This is a genomic window from Desulfofustis glycolicus DSM 9705 (assembly GCF_900130015.1).
Taxonomy (GTDB): Bacteria; Desulfobacterota; Desulfobulbia; order Desulfobulbales; family Desulfocapsaceae; genus Desulfofustis; species Desulfofustis glycolicus.
In genome coordinates, this window is sequence record NZ_FQXS01000002.1 from 38440 (window position 1) to 65373 (window position 26934).

The 26934-nt window shown below is 57.6% G+C and carries 26 protein-coding genes and 1 pseudogene; 12 read left to right on the plus strand and 15 right to left on the minus strand.

The window, feature by feature from the left end:
- Positions 1-2 precede the first annotated feature (2 nt).
- From BUC26_RS02460 to BUC26_RS02475, 4 genes are all read right to left on the minus strand, one after another.
- Positions 3-854 carry a PstC family ABC transporter permease gene (locus tag BUC26_RS02460; protein ID WP_244155764.1) on the minus strand — a complete coding sequence of 284 codons (852 nt, stop codon included), beginning with the start codon at positions 852-854 and terminating at the stop codon, positions 3-5.
- Positions 851-1678 carry a phosphate ABC transporter substrate-binding protein gene (locus BUC26_RS02465; protein ID WP_073373254.1) on the minus strand — a complete coding sequence of 276 codons (828 nt, stop codon included), beginning with the start codon at positions 1676-1678 and terminating at the stop codon, positions 851-853. Before BUC26_RS02465 ends, BUC26_RS02460 begins: the two co-directional genes overlap by 4 nt.
- Positions 1679-2189: 511 nt before the next feature.
- The gene (locus BUC26_RS02470; protein WP_073373255.1) at positions 2190-2945 is read right to left on the minus strand and encodes an acyl-CoA dehydratase activase; all 756 of its coding nucleotides are present in this window, start codon (positions 2943-2945) and stop codon (positions 2190-2192) included.
- A gap of 11 nt (positions 2946-2956) precedes the next feature.
- Positions 2957-4234: a double-cubane-cluster-containing anaerobic reductase gene (locus BUC26_RS02475; RefSeq protein ID WP_073373256.1), complete on the minus strand. Its 1278-nt coding sequence runs from the start codon at positions 4232-4234 to the stop codon at positions 2957-2959.
- 451 nt (positions 4235-4685) lie between these two features.
- Between BUC26_RS02475 and BUC26_RS02480 the strand changes: the two genes are divergently transcribed.
- Both BUC26_RS02480 and BUC26_RS02485 read left to right on the plus strand, forming a co-directional pair.
- Positions 4686-5702 carry a transglutaminase-like domain-containing protein gene (locus tag BUC26_RS02480; protein WP_073373257.1) on the plus strand — a complete coding sequence of 339 codons (1017 nt, stop codon included), beginning with the start codon at positions 4686-4688 and terminating at the stop codon, positions 5700-5702.
- A 44-nt stretch (positions 5703-5746) separates the two neighbouring features.
- Positions 5747-6088, plus strand: a complete 342-nt coding sequence (locus BUC26_RS02485; protein WP_073373258.1) for an IscA/HesB family protein — start codon at positions 5747-5749, stop codon at positions 6086-6088.
- A 175-nt stretch (positions 6089-6263) separates the two neighbouring features.
- Here BUC26_RS02485 and BUC26_RS02490 read toward each other — a convergent pair whose 3' ends face one another.
- From BUC26_RS02490 to BUC26_RS02520, 7 genes are all read right to left on the minus strand, one after another.
- Positions 6264-6494, minus strand: a complete 231-nt coding sequence (locus tag BUC26_RS02490) for a thioredoxin family protein (protein WP_073373259.1) — start codon at positions 6492-6494, stop codon at positions 6264-6266.
- A 67-nt stretch (positions 6495-6561) separates the two neighbouring features.
- Complete coding sequence (locus BUC26_RS02495; RefSeq protein WP_073373418.1) at positions 6562-7734, minus strand: permease; 1173 nt, start codon at positions 7732-7734, stop codon at positions 6562-6564.
- 99 nt (positions 7735-7833) lie between these two features.
- Positions 7834-8199 (minus strand): ArsR/SmtB family transcription factor, encoded by a 366-nt coding sequence (locus tag BUC26_RS02500; RefSeq protein ID WP_073373260.1) that lies wholly within the window; start codon positions 8197-8199, stop codon positions 7834-7836.
- Between the two features lie 244 nt (positions 8200-8443).
- Positions 8444-8851, minus strand: coding sequence for a thioredoxin family protein (locus BUC26_RS02505; protein WP_244155765.1), 408 nt, complete (start codon positions 8849-8851; stop codon positions 8444-8446).
- A gap of 68 nt (positions 8852-8919) precedes the next feature.
- On the minus strand, positions 8920-9411 hold the full coding sequence (locus BUC26_RS22620; RefSeq protein WP_084540395.1) for a thioredoxin family protein: 492 nt from the start codon (positions 9409-9411) through the stop codon (positions 8920-8922).
- A 66-nt stretch (positions 9412-9477) separates the two neighbouring features.
- Positions 9478-10185, minus strand: coding sequence for a cytochrome c biogenesis CcdA family protein (locus tag BUC26_RS02515; RefSeq protein ID WP_073373261.1), 708 nt, complete (start codon positions 10183-10185; stop codon positions 9478-9480).
- Between the two features lie 50 nt (positions 10186-10235).
- A complete protein-coding gene (locus tag BUC26_RS02520; RefSeq protein ID WP_073373262.1) occupies positions 10236-10556 on the minus strand; it encodes an ArsR/SmtB family transcription factor in 321 nt (106 codons plus the stop codon).
- A 386-nt stretch (positions 10557-10942) separates the two neighbouring features.
- Here BUC26_RS02520 and BUC26_RS02525 point away from each other — a divergent pair, with 386 nt between their 5' ends.
- The 10 genes from BUC26_RS02525 to BUC26_RS02570 all read left to right on the plus strand — a co-directional run bounded on the left by BUC26_RS02525 (position 10943) and on the right by BUC26_RS02570 (position 23161).
- Entirely contained in the window at positions 10943-11728 is a 786-nt protein-coding gene (locus BUC26_RS02525; RefSeq protein ID WP_073373421.1) for a C-GCAxxG-C-C family protein, read from the plus strand.
- A 257-nt stretch (positions 11729-11985) separates the two neighbouring features.
- The gene (locus BUC26_RS02530; RefSeq protein WP_143165886.1) at positions 11986-12402 is read left to right on the plus strand and encodes a hypothetical protein; all 417 of its coding nucleotides are present in this window, start codon (positions 11986-11988) and stop codon (positions 12400-12402) included.
- A complete protein-coding gene (locus BUC26_RS02535; protein WP_073373264.1) occupies positions 12399-12995 on the plus strand; it encodes a P-loop NTPase family protein in 597 nt (198 codons plus the stop codon). Before BUC26_RS02530 ends, BUC26_RS02535 begins: the two co-directional genes overlap by 4 nt.
- Before the next feature lie 166 nt (positions 12996-13161).
- Positions 13162-14877: a phosphate/phosphite/phosphonate ABC transporter substrate-binding protein gene (phnD, locus tag BUC26_RS02540; RefSeq protein ID WP_073373265.1), complete on the plus strand. Its 1716-nt coding sequence runs from the start codon at positions 13162-13164 to the stop codon at positions 14875-14877.
- A gap of 112 nt (positions 14878-14989) precedes the next feature.
- Entirely contained in the window at positions 14990-16444 is a 1455-nt protein-coding gene (locus BUC26_RS02545) for a sensor histidine kinase (protein WP_073373266.1), read from the plus strand.
- Positions 16441-17787, plus strand: a complete 1347-nt coding sequence (locus BUC26_RS02550) for a sigma-54-dependent transcriptional regulator (protein WP_073373267.1) — start codon at positions 16441-16443, stop codon at positions 17785-17787. Before BUC26_RS02545 ends, BUC26_RS02550 begins: the two co-directional genes overlap by 4 nt.
- Before the next feature lie 327 nt (positions 17788-18114).
- Positions 18115-20667 carry a molybdopterin-dependent oxidoreductase gene (locus BUC26_RS02555; protein ID WP_073373268.1) on the plus strand — a complete coding sequence of 851 codons (2553 nt, stop codon included), beginning with the start codon at positions 18115-18117 and terminating at the stop codon, positions 20665-20667.
- A 20-nt stretch (positions 20668-20687) separates the two neighbouring features.
- The gene (locus BUC26_RS02560) at positions 20688-21452 is read left to right on the plus strand and encodes a 4Fe-4S dicluster domain-containing protein (protein WP_073373269.1); all 765 of its coding nucleotides are present in this window, start codon (positions 20688-20690) and stop codon (positions 21450-21452) included.
- A 72-nt stretch (positions 21453-21524) separates the two neighbouring features.
- Positions 21525-22184: a TorD/DmsD family molecular chaperone gene (locus BUC26_RS02565; RefSeq protein ID WP_073373270.1), complete on the plus strand. Its 660-nt coding sequence runs from the start codon at positions 21525-21527 to the stop codon at positions 22182-22184.
- The gene (locus BUC26_RS02570; RefSeq protein WP_073373271.1) at positions 22181-23161 is read left to right on the plus strand and encodes a 4Fe-4S binding protein; all 981 of its coding nucleotides are present in this window, start codon (positions 22181-22183) and stop codon (positions 23159-23161) included. The genes BUC26_RS02565 and BUC26_RS02570 overlap by 4 nt, the downstream gene beginning before the upstream one ends.
- A gap of 85 nt (positions 23162-23246) precedes the next feature.
- Here the strand turns inward: BUC26_RS02570 and arsB are convergent, their stop codons facing one another.
- The 4 genes and pseudogenes from arsB to BUC26_RS02590 form a co-directional block, all read right to left on the minus strand.
- Positions 23247-24434 carry an ACR3 family arsenite efflux transporter gene (gene arsB, locus BUC26_RS02575; RefSeq protein ID WP_143165887.1) on the minus strand — a complete coding sequence of 396 codons (1188 nt, stop codon included), beginning with the start codon at positions 24432-24434 and terminating at the stop codon, positions 23247-23249.
- A 70-nt stretch (positions 24435-24504) separates the two neighbouring features.
- A pseudogene (locus BUC26_RS02580) lies at positions 24505-24950 on the minus strand (arsenate reductase ArsC).
- Positions 24947-25315 (minus strand): ArsR/SmtB family transcription factor, encoded by a 369-nt coding sequence (locus tag BUC26_RS02585; RefSeq protein WP_073373272.1) that lies wholly within the window; start codon positions 25313-25315, stop codon positions 24947-24949. Before BUC26_RS02585 ends, BUC26_RS02580 begins: the two are co-directional and overlap by 4 nt.
- Before the next feature lie 256 nt (positions 25316-25571).
- On the minus strand, positions 25572-26807 hold the full coding sequence (locus BUC26_RS02590; RefSeq protein WP_073373273.1) for a hypothetical protein: 1236 nt from the start codon (positions 26805-26807) through the stop codon (positions 25572-25574).
- Positions 26808-26934: the final 127 nt, after the last annotated feature.

Below are 26934 nucleotides of genomic sequence, written 5' to 3' on the forward strand. Positions count from 1 at the left end.
GGCTAGTCGTTTCGAGTTTTGGACGTGAGGCGGATGACACTGACGAAAAGCACGGTAAAAAGATAGAGAACGATGCCGCAGGAAAAGATCGACATGAATTCCATCCCGGCGAAATCGGCGGCAATGACCAGGGCGATATGGGCGGTCAAGGTACGTGCCGAATCGGTTACTGCACCGGGTACAGCGATACTGTTGCCGGCGACCATCAAACTGATCAGGGTATCTCCCATGGCCCTTCCCAGCCCCATGACGGTGCCGGCGGTCAAAGCCGGCCAGGCCTGGGGAAGCAGCAGATAAAGCAGTTTCTGCACCGGTGTGCCACCGAGGGCGTCAACGGCAAGGCTATAGGTTTTCGCAACGCCGGAAAGGCCGTTGACAAAGAAAATGACCATGGTCGGTGCAATCAGAATAGCCAGCACAAGTGCTGCCGACAGAATATTGAGCCCTGAGCCGCCGGTGATCTGCTCCCGCATGAATGGCACCAGGAAAAAGACGGCAACGAATCCGTAGACCACCGTCGGGATCCCGGCCATGTAGCGAATCAGTGCCAAAGAGGCAGAGCGTAACCACGGAGGAGCCACTACGGTGGTGGCAAAGGCGGTGCCGAGGCTGATCGGCAAACCGATCAGCAGGGCCAACAGGGATATCACCGTGCTGCCGAGCAGCATGGGATAAATACCGTAGAGATTATCCGCCGGCCGCCACTCCTGGAGGAGCAGGGAAAAAAACTGGCCGCTGATCAGAAGCGGCCAGCCGAGATGCAGCATCAACAGGAATATGCCAACGACAAGAGTCCCGCTGCCGACGGTGGCGCAGAGCAGGATGGTTTTCTGCAGGAGATCTTCTCGACTCACTTGACGGGAATGAATCCTTTGGCAGCAACGATTGCCTGGCCTGAAGGGCTGAGCAGATAGTCAATGAACAATTTGGCAAGCCCCTGCGGTTCGCCTTTGGTCAGGCTGAACAGGCCGCGGGCGACTTTGTAATCGCCGCTTTTCACGGTGGCGATGCTTGGCGTGACACCGTCGAGGGTCACAGCAGCGACCGTTTCATCGATGTGACCGACAGAGACATAGCCGATAGCGTATGGATCGTTGGCAACCGCGGTCTTCATGGCACCATTAGACACGACAACGTTGGCCTTGGTATCAATAGCTTCTTTACCGATGGCTTTGGTCCAGAAAACGTTGCGAGTTCCGCTGGCTTCATCGCGCGTGTAAAGATTAATCGGACGATCTTCGCCACCCACTTCTTGCCAGTTAGTCAATCGGCCGGCGAAAATGTCACGAAGCTGAACCGAACTGAGCGCCTGCACCGAATTTTTCGGATTGACCACCACGGAAACGCCATCGATCGCCCAGCGAATCATGGTCAAGCCATAGGTCTCGAGTTCCTGGGACGTTGCTTCCCGCCCGGAATTACCGATATCGATCAAACCCTCACCCGCCTGCTTAATCCCTACTCCCGATCCACCTCCGGCAATGGTAATCCTGATTTCCGAATTCATCTCCATAATCGCCTGCGCGGCGTCCTTCATCACTGGAATATGGGCGGTTCCACCGGCGATCTTCAAAGTTCCGCTCTGACCGGTGAAAGCATCCAGATCAGCGGCGTGCACAGCAGCGCCAGAAATCATAATGGCACATAAAACTGTCAGGGTGGCGAAGAAATTTCGCATTGCCTTTCCTCCTATAAAAAAAAACAAACGGATAATCAGCGGTTCTTTGCTACCGCTGCTTAAGGGTGTATGGCGCCCCCGGTCCTGCCAGTGGCTCGGCACACGCTCATCAGCAGCTCAATTAGCACGAAGAACAGACAAAAAACCAATGGGAAATAACGATACTCGACCAGCTGAGCATAGGATTTTCTTATAACGCCCATGACGGGACGCCACAACGAACGATGGAAATCGGCATCGTGGCCGGGTGGGCTGGTTGGTCCTCCCTCCGGCTGCTGCGCTACGGCCTGATCGGCTGGCCTCCGAGGCCGGCAGACAGGCCATCCATGGCCTGGCCACCGGTGGCGGACGTCCTGTCCGCCACCCTTCGGGCCTGATTCTCCGCCCCGCCGGGCCTCCGCGATGCAGACTCCGAGAGAACCAACCAGCCCGTGGAGTTCAGCCTGTGAAACTGATTTCCCACATAACCCCCATGACGGGACGTCACAACGAGCAATGATTTCGGCTTATATCAGTGCTCCTCCATGAGGAGCAGAGCAGCTCCCAAGGCACCGATCCGCTGCGGTTCGTCAGGGACGAGTACCCGCCGTCCGAGTTGTTTCGCCAGCAGTTCGGTCATGCAGGGGTTCCGGGCAACGCCGCCGGTAAAAACAACGTCGCCAGCCGATGAGACCCGGTTGATCATTGCCGCGGCCCTGCGGATGACGCTGTGGTGAAGACCCAGCGCGATATTCCGGGGATCTTCGCCTTTGGCAATCAGCGAGGTGACCTCCGATTCGGCGAAAACGGTACACATACTGGAAATGGTCAAAGCGTTTTGAGCCTGTAGCGCCTCCCGCCCGAAATCATCGATGGTAAATCCCAGGGTTCTGGCCATGATTTCGAGGAATTTGCCGGTGCCGGCAGCGCACCGGTCGTTCATCTCGAATTTTTTCACCCTGCCGTTCTCCAGCAAGGCGATTGCCTTGCTATCCTGGCCACCGATATCGATAATGGTCGCGGCATCACCAAACAAGGCCCGCGCTCCTCTGGCGTGGGCCTTGATTTCGGTAACCGTGCGCGATTCAAACGAGATCTCAAAGAGAGTGCGGCCATAGCCGGTGGCCATGATCCGGTCAAATGGGGCGGCATCGATCAGGCTCCTGGTCGCCGCCAGCGGATCATAGCCGGTATCGCATTGAAGGCTCGCGCACACCTGCCCCGCTTCATCGACCACCACCAGCTCGATAGTCCGTGAGCCGATATCTATGCCACCATAGTGGGTCATGGTCGATCGTCTCAACGGAGTTGTTCGACAAAAGCCTCAACCCGGGTGGTGAGCTGGCCGGCGTCTTCCATGCTGTAATCGGTTTCCAGGCGAAGACAGGGAATACCCTTTTCTTCCAGCGCCTTTTCCACGGGAATGGCTTCCATCAGATAGGGTTGACAGAACTGCAGACCATAATGAATGACGCCGTCGGCGCGGTAGGCCTTCACCATCTCCTCGATGTGTGCCAACCTATCGGTATTCGGAGTGAAGATTGCGCAGTCAACCTGGAAATAACGTTCTACGATAGCATCGATCAACTGGTCAACAGTACTGCCGGATTCATCAACGCAATTGCGGGTGCCACGCTCACCGACACAAGACTCCTCGCCGACGATGATCGCTCCGGAATTTTCCACGATCATCGGCAATTTCCAGTTCGGCACCGCCTGCGGGCAACCGGAAACGAGGATGCGCGGGGTACCGACCGGGCAGACCCCGCTCTTGGAGGCGACCCGTTGCTCGAGTTCGTCGCAGATTTTATTGACCGCATCGGTAAAACGCGCCGGGTTGTCGTAAAAAAAGACCTGGTTGGCGAGCAGCGCGTCGAGGCCGGATATCGGTGCCGGGTCTGCAGCCCGCAAAGCGGACAGGCGGTGAATGGCGTTCCGCTTGGCATTGACCGTTTTTATGCCGCTGCGCAACGACTCGGTGGTAACGGCGACACCGGTAAGTTCCTGAAGGGCCTCCATGAAGCGGAGATACTCGCTTTTCAACAACGCCTTGCCGTTTGCTGACTTGACCTGAGGCAGATCCATCACATAAAGATTATCCACCAGTGGGCGCAGGGATTCATAGGCTTTCTTCTTGCCATCACAGGTGTTTTCACCGACGATCATATCGGCGCTTTCCAGATACGGGCACACTTTGCCAAGCTTGAAACCGAACGATGACTTGATCAGCGCGCAGGTGTTGCGCGGCAACAGCTTCTCAACCTCTTCCATCGCGAAATCGGCCCCCGAACAGAGACCGACCAGCGTGGCGTTGGCAGCCAAGACCATCTCTTCCGGCACGAAGACGCAATAGGACCCGATGATCTTGCGACCGGCTGCCTTTTCATCGAGCAACTCTTTGATCCGCAGGCCGTGCACTTCACTCATGACAAAATCGAAATAGGCCATCGTTTCCGGCCGATTTTCCTGGGCCAGATAGATGTCCCGGTAAGCGGTACCGAGAACGTTCAGCAGCGCATCGTGAGAGGTCAGATCAAGCCCGAGGTCTGTCCACATCGTTTGGTAATCAATGCTCATTTTTCTTGTGCTCCTTGTTTTAAGAGGTGGCAAGCGCCATCGCTACAAGACGCTGCGGAGACGATCAGTATGCAGTCACATTGACGATGTGACGGATTCCATTTCCCCAAGGGAGTGCTCTTTCAAACCGTCGCGGACGAACTGGCTGAACACTTCCTGCGCGACAATTTTTCAAGGTTCCCTTCAGCATGCCCAAAGGAGGCTTACTATTGTTTATGTAAATTTGTCAAATATACATTTCCGATTCGTAACCTTTTTGGTATCAGGCCATCCGATTCCTCCCCAGAAGGCTCAAGGGGACAGATGGTACCGGTTTATTAAGTGTAATTCCTATTCTCTGCTATATTAGGATCGATATTTCCGATTTGACATATCATACAAACTGATTCAAAGTGGTACTTCAGTTGTCGGATCAATCTTCAACCACCTTTTGCAATAATGGAGTGCTTCCATGAAAACGATTCTTCCGATTATCATGGCCATCTTTGTTCTCCACATAGCTCCGCTGGCATACGGGGCGCAAAACCGGTCGGGCACCGTTACGCTGACTGTCGATCTGTCCAATCAACCGATTGGCAAAGAGACCAAGTTGTGGGTTCCGTACCCGGTTACCGATTCCCGCCAGGTCATCGGAGATATCAGTGTCAAAGGGGATTTCGCGACGTCTGGAATCTATACGGATCGCGAGAATGGCACGCCGATCCTCTATGCCCACTGGCCAAAAGATGCCGCCAGCCGGACGCTGGTCTTCTCGTTCACGGTGGATCGCCAGGAGATTCGCCAGACGGACTTGCCGACCATCGAACCCGCCTGGAACCCATCGGATTATGAGCACTATCTCACGTCAACCAGCCTTGGTCCGGTTGATGGTGAGGTGAAGAAACTGGCCGATTCAATCGTCGTCGGCAAAACGACAGTCCTGGAAAAGGCTCGGGCTCTCTATGACTGGACCGTAGAGAATATGTATCGTGACCCGGATACGATCGGTTGCGGCACAGGCGATGTCTGCCTCCTGCTGAAACGTCCCGGTGGAAAGTGCACCGATATCTCTTCTGTATATATCGCCTTATGCCGTGCCGCCGGCATACCGGCCCGCGAATTGTTCAGTGTCCGGTTAGGCAAGAAAACTGAACAGGACATCACGACCTGGCAGCATTGCTGGGCGGAGTTCTTTCTGCCCGGCTATGGCTGGGTTACCGTTGATCCGGCAGATGTCCGTAAAGCGATGCTCGTCGAAAAACTTGAGCTGGACAGCGAGAAGACCGCAGCATATCGAGAATTTTTCTGGGGTGGGGCCGACCCGTACCGAGTGGTGATTGCACAGGGGCGGGATGTGGTGCTCAATCCCCGGCAAGCTGGCCCACCCCTCAACACCTTCGGCTACCCCTACGCCGAAGTGGGCGGTGAACCCATTGACTTCTATGATCCGAAGGGATTTGTCTATACGTATAGCTTCAAAGAACTATAGCGCTGGTTTTTCAGAGAAAGAAACCATTTTTCAAGGAAGATATCATGTTCGATGTAACAGCCATGGCAAACGACAAACTTGTCAATTATCTAAAAGAGAACAAAATCTCATCGGCCATCAGGGTCTCTGTGATGCAGGGAGGCTGTTCCGGGTCGGCGCTGGGGCTCTCCCTGGACGAAGCAAAGCCGCAGGATGAATCATTTCAAATAGATGATGTAACCTTTGTGATCGATAAACATCTGCTCGAACAATGCGGCAGTATCAGTATCGAGTATATCGAAGCAGGCAGTCGCTCCGGCTTCACGATCTCATCCGCGAACCCTCTCCCAATGGCTGGTGGGGGGTGCAGTTCCGGATCATGCGGGTCAGGGGGGTGCCGTCACTGAACGGCAATTGGCTGAATACGGGGCAAGGAGCGACCATTCCCGGGACAACGGAAGCCCCCGATACTCACGTCCGAATCTGCCGCGAATCTCCACAAATCATCAACAGAGGGTCTCAGCAGGAAGGCGGCAAAATCCATGAAACATTGGTTCGTGCCGCCGCTGTTGGGCCACAAAACTACGCAAGCCAGGACAAGACCTGCTCTTTCGTCGGTACCTTGCCGACCACCTTGACCTCACCGTCGATCACCACCGCCGGCGTGCCGAGTACCCCATAGAGGGCGATTTTCATCAAATCAGACACTTTTTCGATATCGGCGGTAACCCCGGCCTCCGCCACCGCTTCCCTGACAACATCTTCCGCCTGTTGGCATTTTGCACAACCGGGTCCCAACACTTTGATTTCCATGTTCTTCCTCCACTGGTTCAGATTAACGATACGACAAACGGTTCAAACGACTCCGCAGCAAAACGCGCTAGCCGAACAAAGATCCATAGATGATTCCGGCAATGGTCGACATGGCGACGATAATCACGCAAAACGTCGCCGTCTTCTTAACACCCATAACGCTACCGATAACCAGCATGTTCGGCAGCGACAAGGCCGGGCCGGCCAGCAGCAGCGCCAGGGCCGGACCCTTACCCATGCCGGCGCCGAGCAGCCCCTGCAGGATCGGCACCTCGGTGAGCGTGGCGAAATACATCAACGCGCCGGCCAGTGCAGCGATCAGATTGGCCGAAACGGAGTTTCCGCCGACCAGCCCGCCGATCCACTGTTCCGGGATCAGGGCCGGGTGACCGGGACGTCCCAGCAAAAAGCCGGCCACCAAGACACCGCCGGCAAGCAGCGGCGAGATCTGCTTGACAAATCCCCAGGTCGACTCCACCCAGCTCTTGCGCTCGTCCCCGGAAAACCATGCCTTGAGCATCAACCCAAGGGCTATCAGCAAGGCGATGGTGATATACCATTTGGCGGTGAAGATGGCCGGCCACAGGCCGGTGGCATCCGGTGCCGGTTTGGCAAACGCGGCAAATACCAGGATCAGCACCATGGTCATGATGTAGAGTGTATCCTGCAACAGGGTGCGCTGCTTGCCCTCCGCCTCCGGTACGTAGATCTTGCCAGTTGTGCGGGCCGCATCATCCTTGCGGAAAATAACGGCCATCAGCAAACCGGTGATCACCGCAAAAAAGACCGCACCGATCGCCCGGGCCAGTCCCAACTGCCAGCCGAGGATCTTCGCTGTCAGCGAAATGGCCAGCACATTTATGGCCGGGCCGGAATAGAGAAAAGCGGTGGCCGGCCCGATACCTGCGCCCCGGGTATAAATGCCGGCAAACAGCGGTAGTACCGTGCACGAACAGACCGCCAGGATGGTCCCGGAAACCGAGGCCACCGAATACGACAGTATCTTGTTGGCCTGGGCCCCGAAATATTTGAGGACCGCCGCCTGGGAGACGAAGACGGCGATAGCGCCGGCAATGAAAAAGGCCGGAATTAAACAGGTCAGGACATGCTCCCGGGCGTATTCCTGGAGCATCATGAACGCTTCGAGCCCGGACTGCCGGATCAACGGATGGCTCCAAGGCACATAGTAGGCGGCAAGAAATACCGCCCCGATCAAAAACAGCTTGGTACGTTCTTTCATCATGCGTCATTCTCCCCGGCCGGCCCGGAGCCCGACCAGTTGTCCTTCGTTCCGGTCACTGCATCGCTATACAGCGATGGTTAGTCCCGTGATCATGGATTAGAATCCCTTCCGGATATCTTTGTCTCCTCTGATCTGCTCCCGATTGATGGTCGGCAGGCGTACCGTCAACTCAGACATCTCCTCATCATCTTCCAGCCAGTGTCGCAGGTTGCCGAGCAGACTGGAGGCATAGGGACTGGCGGTGCCATCGGCCGGACGATAATTCACCCATTGGCCGTCTTTGGTATAGGTGATCAAGCCGGCCTCCTCCAGCACCTTGAGATGCTTACTCACCGTGGACTGGGCCAGCCCCAAAGCTGTCTGTATTTCACAGACGCAAAGAAACCGTCGTTGCAGCATCTTGACAATCTTGACCCGATTCGGATCCGACAGCGCCTTCATGACTTTAGTGAATTCTCTCATATCGCCTCCATATCGTCATATCGGAATATATCTATTAGTGGGGTATCTGTCAAAGAGAAAAACAGCAGATAGACAATTAGGGAAGATGGCGCGGTCGCGCACCAGACTGCCGAGTGCCCGTTATCAACGGAAATAGCGGGCGATCGGGCGGGGAAAGGAAAACAAATAACGAAGCGAACCGCTGTCAGGCCGTCATCTCCAGCTCTGACGGAGCTGCTGATTCAGATCAAGACGACGATCCGGGTCAGTGCGGGACACCAAGCTTTTTGAACACAGAGACAATGGACTCTTTATCCATGAAGCCGACATGGCGCCCGACCTCGTTGCCGTCCCGATCATAGAAGATCTGCGTGGGAATGCCTTTGATGCCGAACAGTCGGGCCTGCTCTCGATGCTGCCAGACGTCGATGAAGATGATCGACGCCCGTCCCTGATACTCGACTTTCAACTCCTCGATAATCGGGGCCATCATTTTGCACGGGACGCACTGCGTCGCGCCGAGATCGAGCATGGTCACCAGCCCTGGGGTCGGAACGGGCGGAATGACAGCCGCCTTGGCATCTGCGGCATGGCCCGATGTGCTCAAGACCAGCACCAGGATGACCGTGGAAAGAACGAACATTGCCAGCTGCCGGTGATAGGTGAAATTCATGCTTGCTCCATTGGATGTTTTGGGAACCGGATTTCAAGGCCATACTTCTCCGCGCCCCCCCTGATTGATCAGTCGGTACGCGGGATGATCCAGGACTCGAGCTGCGCCGGATTGGGCACGGTGCCCGAAGTCTTGATCTCGTCATTTATGACCACGGCCGGAGTCAGCACAACCCCGTGCTCGGCGATTGCCAGCGGATCGGTAATATATTCGAAATCGGCAGCCACCTGATGGTGGCCAAGGATCTGCATAACGGTATCTTTAAGCTGCCGGCAACGCGGGCACCCTGGCCCAAGCACCTTGATCGACAGGACTTCATTGCCCTCAGCTGCAACCGGCAGGCCGAGGTGCTTACGGTATTCACGGAGGAAGGCCTTCTCGTAGACTTCCGCGGCCGCAGGGGCAAAATAGTTTGTGCCGGCAAGTCGCTCCCGTATCACAGCGCCGATCTGCTCTTCCGGAATGTCTCCAGGGCATTGCGCCAGTTCGGAGAGCACCGCCTTGAGACCGATGATGCCGGCCTGCAGATTGCCGATCCTGATCTTGACATAATCTTCCATGGTGTATCCCTGATCGCATCATATCTTCTGCCGGATTCGCCTGGATTGGCCGCCACCCGTGTCCGCTCATGAAACCGGCAGAAAAGGCTGGGCGAGAAAATAAATCCCGAGAACTCCAATCATCGCCGCGGCCGTTTTGCGAAACATCTGCCCGCCCTGTTGCCAGGCGCTGCTTTCCAGCAGCCGCTTGACAAGAGCCGTCGAGCTTCCGGCAACAACGATCGGCAGGCTGTGGCCGACGCCGAACAGCGTGATGAACAGCAACCCGGCCAGAAAGGTGTCCTGAATGGTGATCAGCGCCAGGATCGGTGCGATAAAGCCGAAGGTGCAGGAGCCGGACAACACTCCGTAGGCCAGACCAAGCACCAACGCGCCGGACCACCCTCTCAGCCGCAGCTTCGCCATCATGCTGCCGTCCATGGAACAGCCGGGCACCCCCAGCATGCCCAAGGCAACCCAGATCAGCAGCAGGCCAACGACAATCGTCCAATAGGGCCCGACATCGCCGAGCATCCGGCCCAGCAGTGAGCAGATGATGCCGATCGCGGTGATGGTGATAAACAGGCCGATCGTGAACAGCAGTGCATAGCCGCCGGCCCGCCGCCCTTCCACGAGGCCCTGTTGGCCGCCGACATAGCCGATAATAAGCGGAATAGAGGCGAGGTGGCAGGGGCTGAGCAGGACACTGACCACACCCCAGAGAAAACAGCCGAACGCGCCGAGCAACAGTCCCTGGCTCATCCACTGATAAATCGTCAGAAAAATCTCTTGCATGCGTCACCGATCAGCAATGATTTCAGTCAGAACGGCAACACTCTACCGCATTAATTAAGGCAAGCGATCTGCTCCTGCGCCTGCGCCCGGATGACCGCCTCGATACAGGGCATATACTGCAGAATACACGGAACTTTGATCCGGTAGTAAACCTGCTTACCGCGTTTCTCGACACTGACGACACCGGCAATGCGCAAAATGGCGAGATGTTTCGACACTGTTGAAATGTCTGCATCTATGGACTCGGCCAATTGACAAACGCACTTTTCACCGTCGGCGAGTTGCTCGGCCAGCCAGAGCCGGGTCGGATGCCCGAGCGCCTTGAGGACGCTCGCTTTGGCCTCCAGCAGCGTTCTATCTCTTTGTTCCATACATACCTCGGTCCCTCAATTGCACACATGGTAGAATAACCATATATGCGCGTCAATTCTTTTCTGCCGTGCCCAAAAGACTGCGACGATGAATAGTCGGTACATTTAAAATCAACCCGTTACCCGCACCATAGCGCACCGGTTCCCAGCCTGTTCACTGAAGAAGTATTGCTTCGTCGAATTTATGATCATTTTTATTGATCAACTAGGAAAATATTACTTTATAAAGATACTACGTCGTGGTACTTTCTGGTTGCCATGAGCAAATTGAGCTCAATTTCACTTTATCTGGAAAGGACCAGGCCCGGTGAATGGGCAGCGCAGGTATCGGCTGTTTATTCGGCAAACTGGGCATTCAATCATTCGTCGCAGAGGAGGAACGGAGCATGCATGATCACGACAACCCAAAAAACAGTGGAATCAGTCGCCGCCAGATGCTCATTGCCGGAGGAGCCATGGCCGCGGGTGCTGCACTCAGCCACTTTGGCGGACTGGTCAAGCACTCTCTGGCCAAAGACGGCTCGACCGAGAAATGGCCCTGGCCCTACGAAAAGCTCGACCCCGCCGCCACAGCTGCCATCGCCTATGAGGAGTGGTATCGGGTGTACTGTGGCGCCGCGGTGATCAATAGCGTTTTCAGCCAGCTGCGGGAAAAAGTCGGCGAACCCTATCTCTCATTTCCGGTCGATTCCTTCGTCTTTCTCGAAGGCGGCATGACCGGCTGGGGCATGACCTGCGGGTCGAATGCCGGCGCCGCTATCGTCGCCAACTGCATCATCGGCCCCCGGACCGCCGGAGCCCATGAAGGGCACCTGATTACCACCGAACTGTTCGAGTGGTATTCCGATGCGATGCTGCCTATCTACAAACCGGAGACTCCGAAAGTGACCGTCGACATCGTGCAGACCAACAGCGCCTCACCGCTCTGCCACCTCTCCGTCGGCAGATGGATGGAAAAATCCGGTTATCCGATCACCAGCGCCGAACGAAAAGATCGGTGTGCCCGGGTAGCCGCAAGCGTCGCCTATCATCTCGTGGAACTGCTCAATCAATGGCATGACGGCACCTATCAGAGTGCCGGCACCCACAGTCCGGTCAAGGAATTCGGCATCACCGCCCAGATGAACTGCATGGATTGCCACGGCGGAGATGTCCCGGAACCGCCGCTTTGATCAACACGTGCAGCAACTTTGCATAGTCGGGAAGCCGGCGACGATATCTCTTCTATCGTCGTCGGCCCGATCCCGAGTTAATCGAGTCACTGTCACGATTGCCTCCCTCAGGATTGCCTCCCAGCAAGCCCCACACACCGAAACACCTTGACCTTTGCTCTTTCATCGGGCTAAATCTTCCTCCAATCAAGAACCCTCGTTGCTATCCGCGCCAGCACACAGATTGGCGCGACTATCGTCTCAGTTGAAAACGCTCCGTGAAAGAGACTCCTGTAAAAATCTCCGTCGAGCTGACTACCCGGTGCCACCTTCGCTACCGGATGTTCGTCAAGTTCGCGCCGGGCAGCAGAATCGACGAGCAGGATCTGGGCCCAGCCCTCTTTGCCGGGCTGCTTCCGGCACCGCCGTTTGCCGACCGCTTGATTATCAACGGTATCGGGGAACCGCTCCTGCACCCACGGCTTGAGGAACTCATCAGTTTAACCGGGAGGCACCTTCCTCCGCACGGCAGCGTCGGCCTGCAGAGCAATGGCGTACTGATCGACCGGGGACGGGCCGAAGCGCTGCTGGACGCAGGCCTGGACACCGCAGAATTCGCCAACGACTGCTGTGGCAGTACCGTACCCTGCGGCCACTGCCAATGGAGCTTGGGCGGTATCCGCTGTCTGTCATGAACGAGCCGACAACGCCCATCGTCACCGTTCGGCCCGCCGCCGAACGGGATCCGCACCTGCTCGTGGTCGGCGGTACCGCTCGCAACGTCGGCAAGACCGAAATGATCTGCCGGCTCATCGACCGGTGCGCCCATCTCCGGCAAGGGGTCATCGTGGCCCTGAAAGTGTCTGCCGTCTACCCGGACGAACTCCTGTTTCACGGCTCTCACGATCCCGACGAGCCACCGTTTCAGCTGTTTGAAGAGACCGACCGATCCGGCACCAAAGACACCTGCCGAATGCTGCGCGCCGGCGCCCGGCGGGTTTTTTATCTGCGCTGCCAGGACAGCGATATCCTGCCCGCTTATCGCCGCTTCAGGAAGATCCTTCCGGAGGCGACGACGATCATTTGTGAATCAAACAGCCTGGCCGATTTCATCCGGCCCGGTCTGCTGGTCATGGTCACGTCCCCGTCAGGAACCGACAAGGCGCGCGCCATCAGACACCTGGCCCGGGCCGACCTGGTGGTCGTCTCCGACGGATCATCCGGATTTCCCGATGTTGCCCGAGTTACCTTAGACGAATCAGGGGCCTGGCAACTGGTCGGCGATTGATGTCACCGATTCGTAACACTTCCCTTGTGTCATACCACGCTCGTCAGGTATATTAAGCAAAATAAGGCCTTGGACCGTTTATTGCAGGACTTTTGCCCAACACGCTGCCTCTCGGGCATCATCGATCGCCCGACAACAAACTCCGGCCAACGAAAAGGTATCAATCATGTTTCGCTTCCCGCTCTTCTGTTTTCTCATTCTGCTGCCGGTGCTGCCGGCAGCCGTTGGGGACACGGCTGCCCAGGCGAACCTGCAGGCCGGGGTGGCAAGTATGATCACGCCGGTTTCCACGGTCCGCTATTATCAGCAGATCATCGATTATCTCGGCGCCAAGCTCGGCATGGACGCAGAGATGATCCATCGAACCACCTACGACGAAATCGACATGATGCTTGAACAGGGGGAGGTCGACATGGCTTTCATCTGCTCGATGTCCTATGTCCTGAACAACGAGAAATTCGGCGGAGAACTGCTTGTCGTCCCGCAGGTAGACGGCAAAACCGTGTATCACTCAACACTCATCGTCCACCGGGACAGCACGTTTGCAACATTCGACGACCTCGCCGGCACGACCTTCGCCTTCGTTGACCCGAAATCAAATTCCGGCCGGCTCTATCCCGTTTACCTGCTGGCCAAGCGAGACGAGACACCGGAGAGCTTCTTCAGCTCCTTTCTCTATAGCTACAGTCACAACAAGTCGGTGGAGATGGTAGCCAAGAAACGGGTCGACGGCGCCTCGGTCGACTCTATCGTCTATGATTTTATGACGACCAGCGGCTCGCCCTACATCGAACAGACCAAGGTCATCCACCGTTCACCGCCGTTCGGTATTCCGCCGATCGTGGTGCCGCCGACCACACCGGCACCACTGAAGGAAGCGATGCGCTCGGTTTTTCTGGAGATGCACCGCGATGAAGAGGGACGCCGAATCCTCGAGCAAATGCGGATCGAGCGCTTCGTCGCCACCCCTGACAGCAACTATGATTCGATCCGGGCCATGCTGGCCTTTATCAGAAATAGCCGGGATCGCCCGCCGGAACAGGATGCCGCCTCCACAGCCACTACGGCCCGGGGCGGCGACGCCGTCCTGTTCGGTGTCCTGCCCCGCGACAACCCGATCATTGCCTACGAACGCTATCAACCGCTCGTCGATTATCTGAGCAGGACCACCGGCCAGAACATCGAACTTCATCTGGAAAAGGGCTACGAAGACGTCGTCGACCGGCTTGGCGACGGCACCATTTCCTTTGCCTTGCTCGGCCCGCTCACCTATCTCGATGCCAACAAGCGTTTTGCCTCCGCACCCATCGCCCGCAGCAGGACCGGGCGCGGCGAAACGTTTTTCCGCAGCGTCATCGTTACCGGACCGGACGGCTCCATCGAAGAGATTTCAGACCTGGTGGACAAGCGGTTCGCCTTTTCCGCCCTCTGGTCCACCTCCGGCAACCTGATTCCCCGCTACATGCTGGCCTGGGCCGGCATCCACCTGGAGCAACTCGGCGACTACCACCATTACAATTACCACGACACGGTGGCCAAAAAGGTGATCAGCAACGAGTTCGACGGCGGCGCCATCAGGCTGTCCACCGCCCAGCGCTACCTGCCCCACGGGCTCAAGGTGATCGCCACCTCCGACCCCATTCCGACCGGGCCCGTTGTCGCCTCGTCACACGCACCTTACCATGTGGTCAAGTCCGTTCAGCAGGCGCTGTTGTCGATGAAGGACAGTCAGGCAGGCAGAGAAGTTCTGGAAAAACTCGATCCTGACCTGCAGGGCGGTTTCGTTGCCGCATCTGATGCCGATTATGCCGATATCCGCTCCCTGTTCAACGCGATTCCCAGCACCTGCGGCATACGCTGCCACCCCGATATTTCTTTTTAATTACCATGTCTGGAGCCCATAACGAACGATGAAAACTTTTGTCACAAACGACTGGCCGGACTTTAAAGTTAGCGGAGGACAGGTTAAAACCTGTCCCGCCGCTGGTTGAGATATGATGCGCCTATCTTTGCAGAAAAAATTCATCTTGGTCGCCTTCGTCTCGCTGCTCGCGCTGACTTCGGTGATCAGTTTCATCGCCGCCTCAAACACCAGGGCCGCGCTGTACCAAGCCACCGAAAAGCAGGGGCGCATGCTGGCCCAGACCGTCAGCGCCCTGATCATCAACGAACTGATCTACGAAAAGCTCGGCCTCGTCGAAGAAGGCGGCTTGATCGACAATTATGTCCGCGATCTGCATGGCCGAAGGGAACTCGATCTCAACTTCGTGGCCGTGCTCGATACCGGCCAGCGGGTCACCTCACACAGCGACTTCAGGGAATTCGGCAAACACTACGAGAATCCGTTGTTAACGCAGGCGGCTGAGGGCAACACCATTTTGGTCGGAAAGGTGGAGACCGACTCGGTCGGTGCCGAAGCATTCGAGTTCGCGGCCCCGCTCGCCATCGAAGGAAAACAGTGGGGGCTGCTCTATTTTTCGCTCAGTCTCGCCTCTGTCGAAAGCGAAATCAGGACACTGATCGTGCGCATCGTATCATTTTTTTTCATCGTCATGGCCGTGCTCTTTCTTCTCATCTTCCTGCTCAGTTGGCGCTTCATCAAACCGATCACCAACCTGTCGCACGCAATGGAAGAAGTCGAGATGGAGATGGGCGAAAAAATCATTCCCGTTGCCGGTGATGATGAGCTGAGCCGCCTGGCCAAGAGCTTCAACGACATGGTCCGGCGCATCCGCCGGGCCAACGAGGAAATGAAGACAGCCCACGACAAACTGCGACAATCGGAAAAACTGGCTACCCTCGGAGTACTCTCTTCATCAATCGCCCACCGCATCAACAACCCCCTGGGCGGCCTGTTCAATTGCGTGCGGTTGCTGCGCCGGCAAGGCGACGATCCGTCCTTCCGCAAAAACTATCTCGACCTGATCGAGGAGGGCCTTCAAAGCATCAAACTGACCACCGGCCAACTGCTCACCACGGCCAGCCGGCGCACCGGTGCCGGCAAACACCTGGAGGTGGCCGAGGTGCTGGCTACGGTCCTGAAGTTTCTCGAGCACCGGCTGAAGCGCCAGGGTATCGTGTTTTCCTCCGACGTCGCGCCGGGCCTTTTTCTTGCGGTCGCCCCCTACGACCTGGAAGAACTGCTGCTCAACACCATGCTCAATGCCATTCAGGCCATGGAGTCGGGTGGCCTGCTATCGGTAATCGCCCGGAAAGACGGGAGCGGTAACGTCACGATCATTATCGAAGATACCGGTGTCGGCATCAAAGAGGCCGATCTCGACCGGGTCTTCGACCTGTTTTATTCAACCAAAAGCGACGGTGAAGGCACCGGACTGGGGTTATGGATGTGCTATGAACTGGTCAAGAAATACAAGGGCGACATCACGGTGAGCAGCACGGAAGGCGTGGGCACCACGGTTACCCTGATCATCGCGGAGGAAAGATGAGCGATAGCATCCTGCTGGTCGAAGACGAAAAAATCCTGCGCATTTCCCTGAGCGACGCACTCCGGGCCGAAGGGTTTTCGGTCCTGGCCGTCGAGGATGGCGAGGCAGCCCTGACAGCACTCGAAAAAGGCGCATTTTCCCTGGTGATCACCGACATCAGGCTGCCGGGGATCGGCGGCACGGAGATCCTCAAAAAAAGCCTTGCCGAAGCAGCGTCGACACCCGTGATCATGATGACCGGTTTCGGCAGTATCGAAGATGCGGTCCAGGCCATGCGCCTGGGCGCCTTCGATTATATCACCAAGCCGTTCGACCTCGACGAGTTGATCCTTGTCGCCCGTAAAGCGATAGAGGTTCACTCGCTGACCGAGGAGAACATTCGGCTGAAAAAGGAACTGAGCACCTATTACGGCGGCCCCAACATCATCGGCGAAAGCAAGGCGATGCAGACGATTTTTGCGCTGCTCGACAAAATCAGCCGCACCGACTCGACGGTATTGATCCTCGGCGAGTCCGGCACCGGCAAGGAACTGATCGCCTCCACCATCCACTTTCAAAGCGGTCGCAAGCATAAACCGATCATCAGGGTCAATTGCGCCGCCCTGCCGAGCGACTTGATCGAGAGCGAGCTGTTCGGTTATGAAAAGGGAGCCTTTACCGGTGCCGACGCCCGGAAACCGGGCCGTTTCGACCTGGCCGACGGAGGAACCCTGTTTCTTGACGAGATCGGCGACCTGCCGCCGCTGACCCAGACGAAAATTTTGCGGTTCCTGGAAGAACGCAGCTTCGAACGACTCGGCGGCACGACCTCGGTCTCCGTCGATGTGCGAATCATCGCTGCCACCAATAAAAATCTGGAAGAGGAAGTCAAGAACGGATCCTTCCGCGAGGACCTCTATTACCGGCTCAACGTCATTCCACTGGTCCTGCCGCCGCTGCGCAAACGAACAGAGGATATCCCGCTGTTGATCGATTTGTTCACCCGGCGGTTCAACGATCAATTGGGCACCGCTGTCCGCTTCGACGCCGAGGCGCTCGTCAGCCTGGCTAATTATTCATTTCCGGGCAACGTCCGCGAACTGCTCAACGTGGTCGAACGCTGCGTTTCCCTGGCCGGCGGCAAGATTATCGGCAAAGATGAATTGCCCGACCATATCGGCGGAGCACGTCGCGATAAAGCCCGGGTCGCCACGTTGCACGAGATCACCGCTGAAGCAGAGAAAAAACATATCAACACCATCTTGAAGCTGACCCAGGGCAACCGGTCCCGAGCGGCGGAGATCCTCGGAATCAGCCGAAAGACCTTGTGGGAAAAAATTAACGCCCATCGTCTCGATCTTTAGGCGGCCCGCCTGTCACAGCGGACAGAGCGGCGAATCAACTGTTTCTTTTTCGTAACACTCCGATTACCGCTCTGTTCAGCTTCTCCCCAATTTTAGGTTCTTTTTTTTAATCAGGTCACGAAAGTGACCGTTTTCTCAGGCGGCCGTTTCACTAGGTCGCCAACAGACTGTATTCCGAAGATCTTTTGACGTATCCGGCCAATGCTGTTTCGCTATCGTAACACTTTACGCGCTGAGCCCCATGGCACGAAAAATGCTACCACCAGGTGGTATTGCAGATGCAGAACGTATGGTCCACCCAACGAACCGTTACTCACGGAGGTAGCAATGAAAATCAAGAGAAGGGACTTTCTCAAACTGACGGCGGCCGCTGGCGCGACTGCAGCCTTGACCGGATGCGGCACCGCAGACATGAACGCACTGAAAGCGGCGGGCTCGACCAAAAACATCGGTGAAGCTCCGGGCCAATGGCTTCCGACCACCTGCCAGGGCTGTACCACCTGGTGCCCGGTCGAAGTCTTCGTCCAGGACGGCCGGGCGGTCAAGGTGCGCGGCAATCGTTATTCGAAACAAAACGACGGCAATGTCTGCCCGCGAGGACATCTCTCGCTGCAGCAGCTCTACGATCCGGACCGGATCAAGCTGCCGATGAAGCGAACCAACCCGAAAAAGGGCAGAAACGAAGATCCGATGTTCGTGCCGATCAGCTGGGACGAAGCATTGAACACCATCGCCGACAAGATGATGGAGCTGCGCACCAACAGTGAACCGGAGAAATTCTGCCTGATGCGCGGCCGTTATACCTATCATCGTGATGTGATCTACGACGTACTGCCGAAGGTATTCGGCTCGCCGAACAATATCTCGCACAGCTCCACCTGCGCCGAGGCGGAGAAGTTCGGTTCCTACTACACCGAAGGGTACTGGGACTATCGCGATTACGATATCGACAACGCCCGGTACATCCTGATCTGGGGCTGCGATCCGGTGGCCAGCAATCGCATGGTACCGGCCGCCATCAAACGGCTCGGCAACGCCCTCGACCGAGCCACCGTAGCCGCCGTCGACCCACGCCTGACCACCAGCGCCGCCAAGGCCCAGGAGTGGCTGCCACTGCAACCGGGTACCGACGGCGCCCTGGCCCTCGGCATCGCCCACGTCATCCTCACCGACGGCGGTTGGGACCGCGACTTCGTCGGTGATTTCAAAGACGGATTCAATCGGTTCAAACCGGGGGCAATGGTAGATGAGGCTGATTTTGTCGAAAAAGAGACCTACGGCCTGGTCAAGTGGTGGAATCTGGCGGTCAAAGACATGACCGCCGCCAAGGCCGCTGAAATCAGCGGCGTGCCGGCCGAGCAGATTATCCGGGTAGCCCGCGGCCTGGCCGCGGCGGCCCCCAATGTCTGTGTCTGGATGGGACCGGGTGCGGCAATGCATGCCCGCGGCGGCTATTCGGGCATGGCCGTGCACGCCCTCGGCGGTCTGGTCGGCGGCATCGACAATGTCGGCGGCTCATTGCAGACCGCTAAGATCCCGGTCAACAAACTCGACGGGGACATCCTGAAAAAGCACCAGGACGAGCTGGCCAAAAAGCACACCAAGAAGGAGAAAATCGATCAGCGTGGCCGCCTTGAACTGCCGACCATCAACAAAGGAAAATCGGGCGGAGGCGTATCGACGAACAACGCACCGAACGGCATCATCAACAAGGATCCGTACGAGATCAAGATGCTGGTCGGCTATATGAACAACTTCGTTTTTTCCAGCAACGGCACCGATCGCTGGGAAAAGGCCCTGTCGATGGTCCCTTTTACCGTCCATCTGACGACCCATGCCTCGGAGTTCTCGATGTTCTCCGACATCCTGCTGCCGTGTGCGATCAGCAAGTACGAACGGCACGGATTCCTCAAGACCAAGGCCAACCGCTATGCCACCTGCACCATCCAGCAACCGGTGGTCCAGCCGATCTGGCAGGTCATCGAAGACGAAACGGAGTTTCCTTTCCTGATCGCGGAAAAGCTCAAGGAACGCGGCTTTTCAAATCTCCACGACTGTCTGGTCGAGATGTACGCCGACCCGGAAACCGGCGCGGCTCCGAAGACCGCCCAGGAGCTGTCGCTCAATGCGCTGAAGTATTACACGAAACCCCTCTGGGACGGCAAGAAGGACACTCACGGCGACACGATCAACGGCTGGAACGAGATGCTGAGCCGGGGCATGTGGAATTCCGAACCGTATGCTTACAAGTCACACTGGGGCGGAAAGTTCTCCACCGAGACCAAGAAGTTCGAGTTCTACAGCGAGACCCTGAAAAAGGCGTTGACTGCGCATGCCGAGAGGCACAAGGTCGACGTGGATACGGTGATGGAAAAGGTCAATTACACCGCCCGTGGCGAAATGGCCTTCGTTCCGCATCACGAACCACCGCTGCGGCACGGCAGCGAGGCCGAGTACCCGCTGCTCTTTATCGACTACAAGTCGCGCCTCAACCGTGAAGGGCGCAGCCAGAACGCCCCCTGGTACTATGAGTTCAAACATGTCGACCCGGGCGATGTCGGTGGCCAGGACACGTTGCGGCTGCACCCGACCGATGCCACACAGCTGGGCATCAAGGACGGCGATCGAGTGCGTATCACCTCGATGGGCGGCAGCGGCGAAGCCGTCGCCCGCGTCTGGGAGGGCGTCCGCCCCGGCACGGTCAGCAAATCCTACGGCCAGGGGCACTGGGCCTACGGCCGGACCGCAGCTAGCGATTTTGCCAAGGGAACCGCCCGCGGCATCAACAACAACACCATCATTCCCTGGGAGCTTGAACGCCTCTCCGGTTCAAATGCCCGAAACGGCGGCCACGCAGCCGTTCGCGTGGAAAAGATATAAGGTAAGAGGAGGACCAATCAATGACACAATATGCGATGGTAATCGATTTGAGAAAATGTGTTGGCTGCGGTGCCTGCGCTCTTGCCTGCAAGACGGAGAACAACACGGCCGCCCGTAAATATGGGCAGACCCATAACTGGGCGGATTTCATCCACGAGACGACCGGTTCTTTTCCCAACACCGGCTTTCGGACCCTGCCGGTACTCTGTAACCACTGCTCCAATGCCCCGTGCGTCGAAGCCTGCCCGGTGGAACCCAAGGCGATGTACAAAACCGCCGACGGTATCACCATGCACAACGACGAGCGCTGCATCGGCTGCCGCGCCTGTCAGGATGCCTGCCCCTACAGCATGGACGAGGTAACCAAGGACGGCGCCTACGGTGAATACAGCGTTATCAGTTATAACGAAGAAGGTGAATCGACCCAGCCGTTTTTCACGGATAAAACCGAATTGATCAAGGGCTGCACGACATCCGGCGCCGAACTGGTCGCCCTGACCGGGGCCATTCCGCCGCACCAGACCCGCTATCAGCATCCGGATTACGAGAGCGTCCGGCGGGATAACATCGTCGAAAAATGCATCTTCTGCGATCACCGGATAAAAAACGACGAGCTGCCCTATTGTGTGTCGGCCTGCCCGTCGAGCGCCCGGATCTTCGGCGACCTCGACGATGCCGGCAGCGACGTGGCCAAGCTCCTGAAACAGCACCAATCGTTCGTGCTGAAAGAGGAAGAAGGCACCAAACCCAACGTCTACTATATCCGCGACTACTCGGCACGGTAGTCGTCACCTTCAACCGGCCGGGAGAATCGGCACCGTTTGATTCTCCCGGCCTACTTGCGGACATTGAATATTATGAATAGCGCCACGGAGCAGGAACTGATCAGGCGGGGCGACACGTTCAAACTACTCGCCGCCTGTTTTTACGAGCCGGACAAGGAATTGCTGCAGGGAAAGCACGTCTGCGCAAACCTGGCCGGGCTGCTGCGGGAAATCGACCCGTCGGCGGCAGCGGCCGCCGAAGCGATGGTAACGGCCCTGGCCGCGACTGAGCAACAACAGCTTTCCATCGACCACGCCGCCCTGTTTGTCGGCCCTTTCGAATTGCCGGCCGCTCCTTACGGCTCCGTGTACCTGGAACGACAGCGGCGGACGATGGGCGATTCGACGATGATGGTGCAGCGGTTTTATCGGGAAGCGGGTCTCAGCATCGATGTCGCCGAACCCCCTGACCATATCGCCATCGAACTTGAGTTTCTCTTCTATCTTTGCAGAAAGGAGGCCGAAGCCGACGCTTCCGAGCAGACCCAGCGCTACCGAACGCTGCAGGCCGCGTTCTTCAACCAGGCCCTGCTGCCCTGGATGAAACCGTTCTGTTCGGCCATCCGTTCGGCCACCGGCAACCCCTTTTATCTCGCCCTCGCCGCCTGTCTTGAGCAGTTTATCGAGTCCTGTCGCCCAATCTATCGGCAAAGGCGCGAAGGAACCGATCGAGTTGTACCGCAAACCGTATGATCTCGCTGTCCTCGCTGGCCGAACGCTTCTGCAGCAACGATACCGAAGGTGTCGTGCAGTTGGTTGCCGAGCGCTGCCTGAGGTCCCGACTCAACAGCAATGAATGCCGGCGCTGCCTGGAGGTTTGCCCCGGTTCGGCCCTGCGCCTGGAAAACCGGCGCATTCTGCTTGATGCCGAACGCTGCAGCGGCTGCGGGCGATGCCGGGCCGTCTGCCCGAGCGATGCCTTCACCTCTGTCGTTGATATTACTCAGCTCATCGGTAGCCTGGCAGGTAAAGACCGGGCCATGATCTCCTGCAGCCGTCAGCCGCGGCTGACAGAAGACGAGTTGGTCCTGCCCTGCCTGGGCTTGCTTTCGCCACCGGCACTGCTGGCCATTGGCAGTGGCGGCTGTCCGGCAATCACCTTCCAGACCGGCGGCTGCGCAGCATGCGTCAATGCTCGGGCCACAGGTGCATTCCTGGATGATCTCCGCGCCGTCGCCGGACAGATCGAACACTGCTGCGGCACCCGGTTGGAAACATCGCCCCATGGAGCCCCGGAGCCATATCTCCCGCCACCATCCCGTCGAACCTATTTGCGCGACCTGAAGACATCGGTACGCCCGCTGCCGGCAGCCCCTCCTTCGCCATCGTTAGCGAACAACTCCGCCACTTCCCCGTCAGGTCGGCATATCCCGGAAAAGATTCGCTTTGTCAACCAGTTGCTGGCAACTGTCGACGAATCGATGGAGCAGGAACTTCGTTCGGCCCTGCTCCCCCACCTCTCGGTCACTCCTGACTGCACCCGTTGTCCGCGCTGTGCCGGCATCTGCCCGACCGGCGCCCTGAAACGAAAAACCGGCGAATCCGGCAAACAGCTGGTGTTCAACGCGTCTCGCTGCAGCAATTGCCGGCTGTGCATGGAGTTCTGCCCGGAATCGGCAATTACCGTCAGCGAACCAGCGTTGCCGCCTCCCCGGCCGCCCCACGGGTAAGACGGCTCACCTCCCCCTGCCCAAGAGCGATTACCAAGAGTATTTCATCTGCCGTCAACAAAACGGCTTGATCACCGGCTTGATCTCAAGCCGTAAACCAGTGCCTCGTCTTCAGGCAGAACTTCACCAGCATCAGCATCACCGGCACCTCGATCAATACCCCTACCACCGTGGCCAAGGCCGCACCTGATGAGAGTCCGAAAAGCATGACCGCGGTAGCAATAGCGACCTCAAAATGATTCGAGGCGCCGATCATCGCCGCCGGCGCAGCATCCTCGTAGTTCAAGCGCAGCAGGCGGGCAGCACCATAGCCGATGATGAAGATAAGCACGGTCTGCAAAAAGAGCGGGATCGAGATCCACAGTATGGTCAACGGGTTGGCCAGAATCACCTTGCCCTTGAAGCTGAACAGCAGCACCAGGGTCACCAGCAGGGCTCCGATGGTGATCGGCGTCAGCACGTGCAGGAATTTCTCCTTGAACCAGGCCTCGCCTTTGGCCCTGATCAACCAGGTTCGGGAAAAATAGCCGGCGACCAGGGGCAGCGCGACGTAGATACCGACCGACAGCAACAGTGCCTGCCAGGGAATCGGCAGCCGGCCGACCCCGAGGAGAAAACCGCCGAGCACACCGTAGAGCACGAGCATCACCAGAGAGTTGATGGCCACCATGACCAGGGTCAGGCCGTCGTTGCCGCGTGACAGATATCCCCAAACCAGCACCATCGCCGTGCAGGGCGCGATACCGAGCAGGATGCATCCGGCGAAGTAACTGCGCCAGAGCGGCACCTCCAGCATTTTTACGCCGTCCTGCAGGACCACGGTGCCGGCGCCGTGCTCGGCGCCCACCGGCAAATTCAGGCCGAATGGCATCTTCACCAGATCGACCGCCTCGGCGCCGATCAGCCCCCTGAAGACGACGCCGAGAAAGAACAGGGAAATGGCATACATGGTAAACGGCTTGACCGCCCAGTTGATGAACAGCGTCAGCAAAACCGGGGTCCCGCTCTTGCCGGCCCTGATGACCGCGGCAAAATCGATCTTGACCATGATCGGGTACATCATGAAGAACAAGCAGACGGCAATCGGGATCGACACCACCGGGGCGCCGTTCACGGTCAGAGCCATGTTGTCGAGTGACCGGGCCAGATTCGGCGCCCACGTGCCGAGCAGAATGCCGCCGACGATGCACAACCCGACCCAGACGGTCAGATAGCGCTCGAAGATGCTCGACATGCGCCGCTGATTCATTGAATCGTGTTCGTTACCAGCCATTTTCTCCTCCTTGTTTCTATCTCACGTTTTTTCAGTTACCCGGCAGGTGTCCGGTGGTGAGATAAGGCCTCTATCGCCCGGGCAACGATCCGGGCAGGGAGGCAACCCAATCCCGGATCTCGTCGCGCACCCGGCGGTAACAGGCCAGGATCTGCTGCTCATCGCCGCCATGCTCGGCGACCTCCCGTGCCAGACCCGCGGATCGGCAAAACCGACATGGACCACGCTAGTGGTGCCGGGAAAGAGCGGGCACGATTCATGGGCGTGGTCGCAGACGGTGATCACGTAGTCGAAGCGCTGATCACCCAGCTCTTCCATGGTCTTGGAACGCTGCGTCGAGATGTCGACACCGCCCTCGGCCATCACCGTCACCGCCCGCTCGTTGAGGCCATGCTTCTCGATACCGGCCGAATACGCTTGAATCTTGTCTGGATGCAGATGCCTGGCCCAGCCTTCGGCCATCTGGCTGCGGCAGGAGTTGCCGGTACAGAGAAAGAGGATCTTCAGGATGCTCATTGACGGGTGCCCCTCATTTTTTGCTTTCTGCATAGTTCCGCCCGTTCGCAGGTCACGATATCGGCAAGCAGTTGCCGGTCCGCCGCGATTTCCGCCGTAGCCATCACCGTCTGCTCGAGCCAGCGGCGAATGGGTTGGGGAAACGAGGGGTCGAGTCGATAGTAGACCCAGCGTTCCTCCTTGCGGGAGAGAACGAGGCGTGCTTTCTGGAGGATGCTCAGATGCCGCGAAACGGTCGGGGTGGCCACGTCGAGCATCTCGACGAGCTGACAGACACAGAGTTCATCGTGCTCCAGCAACGCAGCTACGACCCGTAGACGGTTACCGTCGGCAAAGGCCTTCAATGCTTCCAGATAGGTGCGCACGAGAAACCTCGAAAAGGTGTATTTGTTTATTTAGCTAAATATGTATTCAAGAGTACGATTCGAAGGTTGAACTGTCAAGCTTTTCATCAGCGAAGGACATCTTCATCGCCACTGGCAGGTTTCTTTGTGAAACTCGCTCCTCCGTGCTGACCGGTCCTGCCGGAGGCTGCATCGCGAAGGCCCTTCGGGCCGGAGAATCAGGCCGGAAGAGCTGCGGACAGGACGTCCGCTGCCATGATAGTGAGCGGGGGACAGGTTAAAACCTGTCCGGCCGTTGGTCGAGATTGATGGTTTTCAGGCAGAAGGCGTCGAGCATGCCTGCGTCGATGTCGTAACCGAACAACGTGCACTTGGCACTATCGATTGTTTCGGGGAGGTAGCGACCGTACATCTTGATCGGTAACTCGACGATATCGGTCGTCGGTGACGAGGCAAGGGCCAGCAGATACTCGATCAGGTAGGCGCCGTTATGGGCGATCGGACCGTTGTAGGCCTGCCGCTGCCGCAGGCGCAATACCCGGAGTTCATGGGTCGAGCGGCCGAATTCCGACTCCATCAGTTCGTCGTACGTGGTCAGGATAATCTCCATCCGAACCGTATCGGCGCCCCGCGCCAGATAATCGGCAAATCCCCGCTGCGTTTCCTCCGGATCGAGGCCGCGCTGCCGGGCAATGGACCAGTCGAATTTGTTCAGTTGGGCGGCCAGGGCAGCCGGCTCCGGCAGCGTGATTTCCACCAGCAGATTGGTGGCGTTGTAGTCACCGCTGTGTCGTTCGGTCTCGATCAGCGCCACACCAGGCTGCTGCTGCAACAGGAGCGGCACCCTATCGATCAGTTCCTGATCGCCGATGATCTTGAAGCCGATCAGATCGTTGACGGTCATCGCCCGGCGAGGAATCCAGACATTGTGGTTGCGAAAGCGTCGGGCCACCTCGGTTTCGGCGGCGGTAAAGTCGGTGTACATTTCACGTTCCGAACTGACCAGATCGATCAGGGATACTCCGGACGAGGCGGCCCGGCGGCCGGCAATGACCCGAGCCTCCGCCTGGATCTCCTTGAACAGAGCGTCCACCAGGCGAAACGATACTTTTTCCGCAACCCGCGACAAACGCTTGATACGGCCGATCGCCAGCAAACGGAGACCGGGACCGGTTACCAACAACGCATCAATGGGCAATCGGGGGAAAAAGTATTCGGGATTGTCGGTAAAACGCCGGATCAAGAAACCGGTGCGCTCGCTGTTCCGGGGTAGGTAGTGGATCAGGCGTTGGCGCAGCTCCTGCTTCTGCCAGATGCGCTCAATCTGCAGCGGGCCGCTGAACAATCTGGTCAGCAGACCAGTCACCCGCTCGACAAGCACGGCAGAGACGGCACTTTCGTAGAGAAAAATCCGGGTGACGATCTTCCCGTCCTGCGGCTCGAACCGATCGTTGAGCCAACGCAATGTCAGGTCGAAGAGTTCGTCCCGGTGGGTCATTGTCGTCAGATACATCGTTCCCCCCGGTTCACTCGGTCCAACACTGTCCCGGCAGATTCCTGCCGACGCGATCGCCGACGGCAACGAACTGACGGGAAACAGGTGCTTGTTCCCGATTTATGCTGCCGGCGGGGGTGCTGAC

What these genes read in the sequence shown, in the direction of transcription:
- BUC26_RS02465 (WP_073373254.1), bottom strand. Translation starts at nt 1,678, where the DNA reads ATGCGAAATTTCTTCGCCACCCTGACAGTTTTATGTGCCATTATGATT.
- BUC26_RS02470 (WP_073373255.1), bottom strand. Translation starts at nt 2,945, where the DNA reads ATGACCCACTATGGTGGCATAGATATCGGCTCACGGACTATCGAGCTG.
- BUC26_RS02475 (WP_073373256.1), bottom strand. Translation starts at nt 4,234, where the DNA reads ATGAGCATTGATTACCAAACGATGTGGACAGACCTCGGGCTTGATCTG.
- BUC26_RS02480 (WP_073373257.1), top strand. Translation starts at nt 4,686, where the DNA reads ATGAAAACGATTCTTCCGATTATCATGGCCATCTTTGTTCTCCACATA.
- BUC26_RS02485 (WP_073373258.1), top strand. Translation starts at nt 5,747, where the DNA reads ATGTTCGATGTAACAGCCATGGCAAACGACAAACTTGTCAATTATCTA.
- BUC26_RS02490 (WP_073373259.1), bottom strand. Translation starts at nt 6,494, where the DNA reads ATGGAAATCAAAGTGTTGGGACCCGGTTGTGCAAAATGCCAACAGGCG.
- BUC26_RS02495 (WP_073373418.1), bottom strand. Translation starts at nt 7,734, where the DNA reads ATGAAAGAACGTACCAAGCTGTTTTTGATCGGGGCGGTATTTCTTGCC.
- BUC26_RS02500 (WP_073373260.1), bottom strand. Translation starts at nt 8,199, where the DNA reads ATGAGAGAATTCACTAAAGTCATGAAGGCGCTGTCGGATCCGAATCGG.
- BUC26_RS02505 (WP_244155765.1), bottom strand. Translation starts at nt 8,851, where the DNA reads ATGAATTTCACCTATCACCGGCAGCTGGCAATGTTCGTTCTTTCCACG.
- BUC26_RS22620 (WP_084540395.1), bottom strand. Translation starts at nt 9,411, where the DNA reads ATGGAAGATTATGTCAAGATCAGGATCGGCAATCTGCAGGCCGGCATC.
- BUC26_RS02515 (WP_073373261.1), bottom strand. Translation starts at nt 10,185, where the DNA reads ATGCAAGAGATTTTTCTGACGATTTATCAGTGGATGAGCCAGGGACTG.
- BUC26_RS02520 (WP_073373262.1), bottom strand. Translation starts at nt 10,556, where the DNA reads ATGGAACAAAGAGATAGAACGCTGCTGGAGGCCAAAGCGAGCGTCCTC.
- BUC26_RS02525 (WP_073373421.1), top strand. Translation starts at nt 10,943, where the DNA reads ATGCATGATCACGACAACCCAAAAAACAGTGGAATCAGTCGCCGCCAG.
- BUC26_RS02535 (WP_073373264.1), top strand. Translation starts at nt 12,399, where the DNA reads ATGAACGAGCCGACAACGCCCATCGTCACCGTTCGGCCCGCCGCCGAA.
- phnD (WP_073373265.1), top strand. Translation starts at nt 13,162, where the DNA reads ATGTTTCGCTTCCCGCTCTTCTGTTTTCTCATTCTGCTGCCGGTGCTG.
- BUC26_RS02545 (WP_073373266.1), top strand. Translation starts at nt 14,990, where the DNA reads ATGATGCGCCTATCTTTGCAGAAAAAATTCATCTTGGTCGCCTTCGTC.
- BUC26_RS02550 (WP_073373267.1), top strand. Translation starts at nt 16,441, where the DNA reads ATGAGCGATAGCATCCTGCTGGTCGAAGACGAAAAAATCCTGCGCATT.
- BUC26_RS02555 (WP_073373268.1), top strand. Translation starts at nt 18,115, where the DNA reads ATGAAAATCAAGAGAAGGGACTTTCTCAAACTGACGGCGGCCGCTGGC.
- BUC26_RS02560 (WP_073373269.1), top strand. Translation starts at nt 20,688, where the DNA reads ATGACACAATATGCGATGGTAATCGATTTGAGAAAATGTGTTGGCTGC.
- BUC26_RS02565 (WP_073373270.1), top strand. Translation starts at nt 21,525, where the DNA reads ATGAATAGCGCCACGGAGCAGGAACTGATCAGGCGGGGCGACACGTTC.
- BUC26_RS02570 (WP_073373271.1), top strand. Translation starts at nt 22,181, where the DNA reads ATGATCTCGCTGTCCTCGCTGGCCGAACGCTTCTGCAGCAACGATACC.
- arsB (WP_143165887.1), bottom strand. Translation starts at nt 24,434, where the DNA reads ATGGCTGGTAACGAACACGATTCAATGAATCAGCGGCGCATGTCGAGC.
- BUC26_RS02590 (WP_073373273.1), bottom strand. Translation starts at nt 26,807, where the DNA reads ATGTATCTGACGACAATGACCCACCGGGACGAACTCTTCGACCTGACA.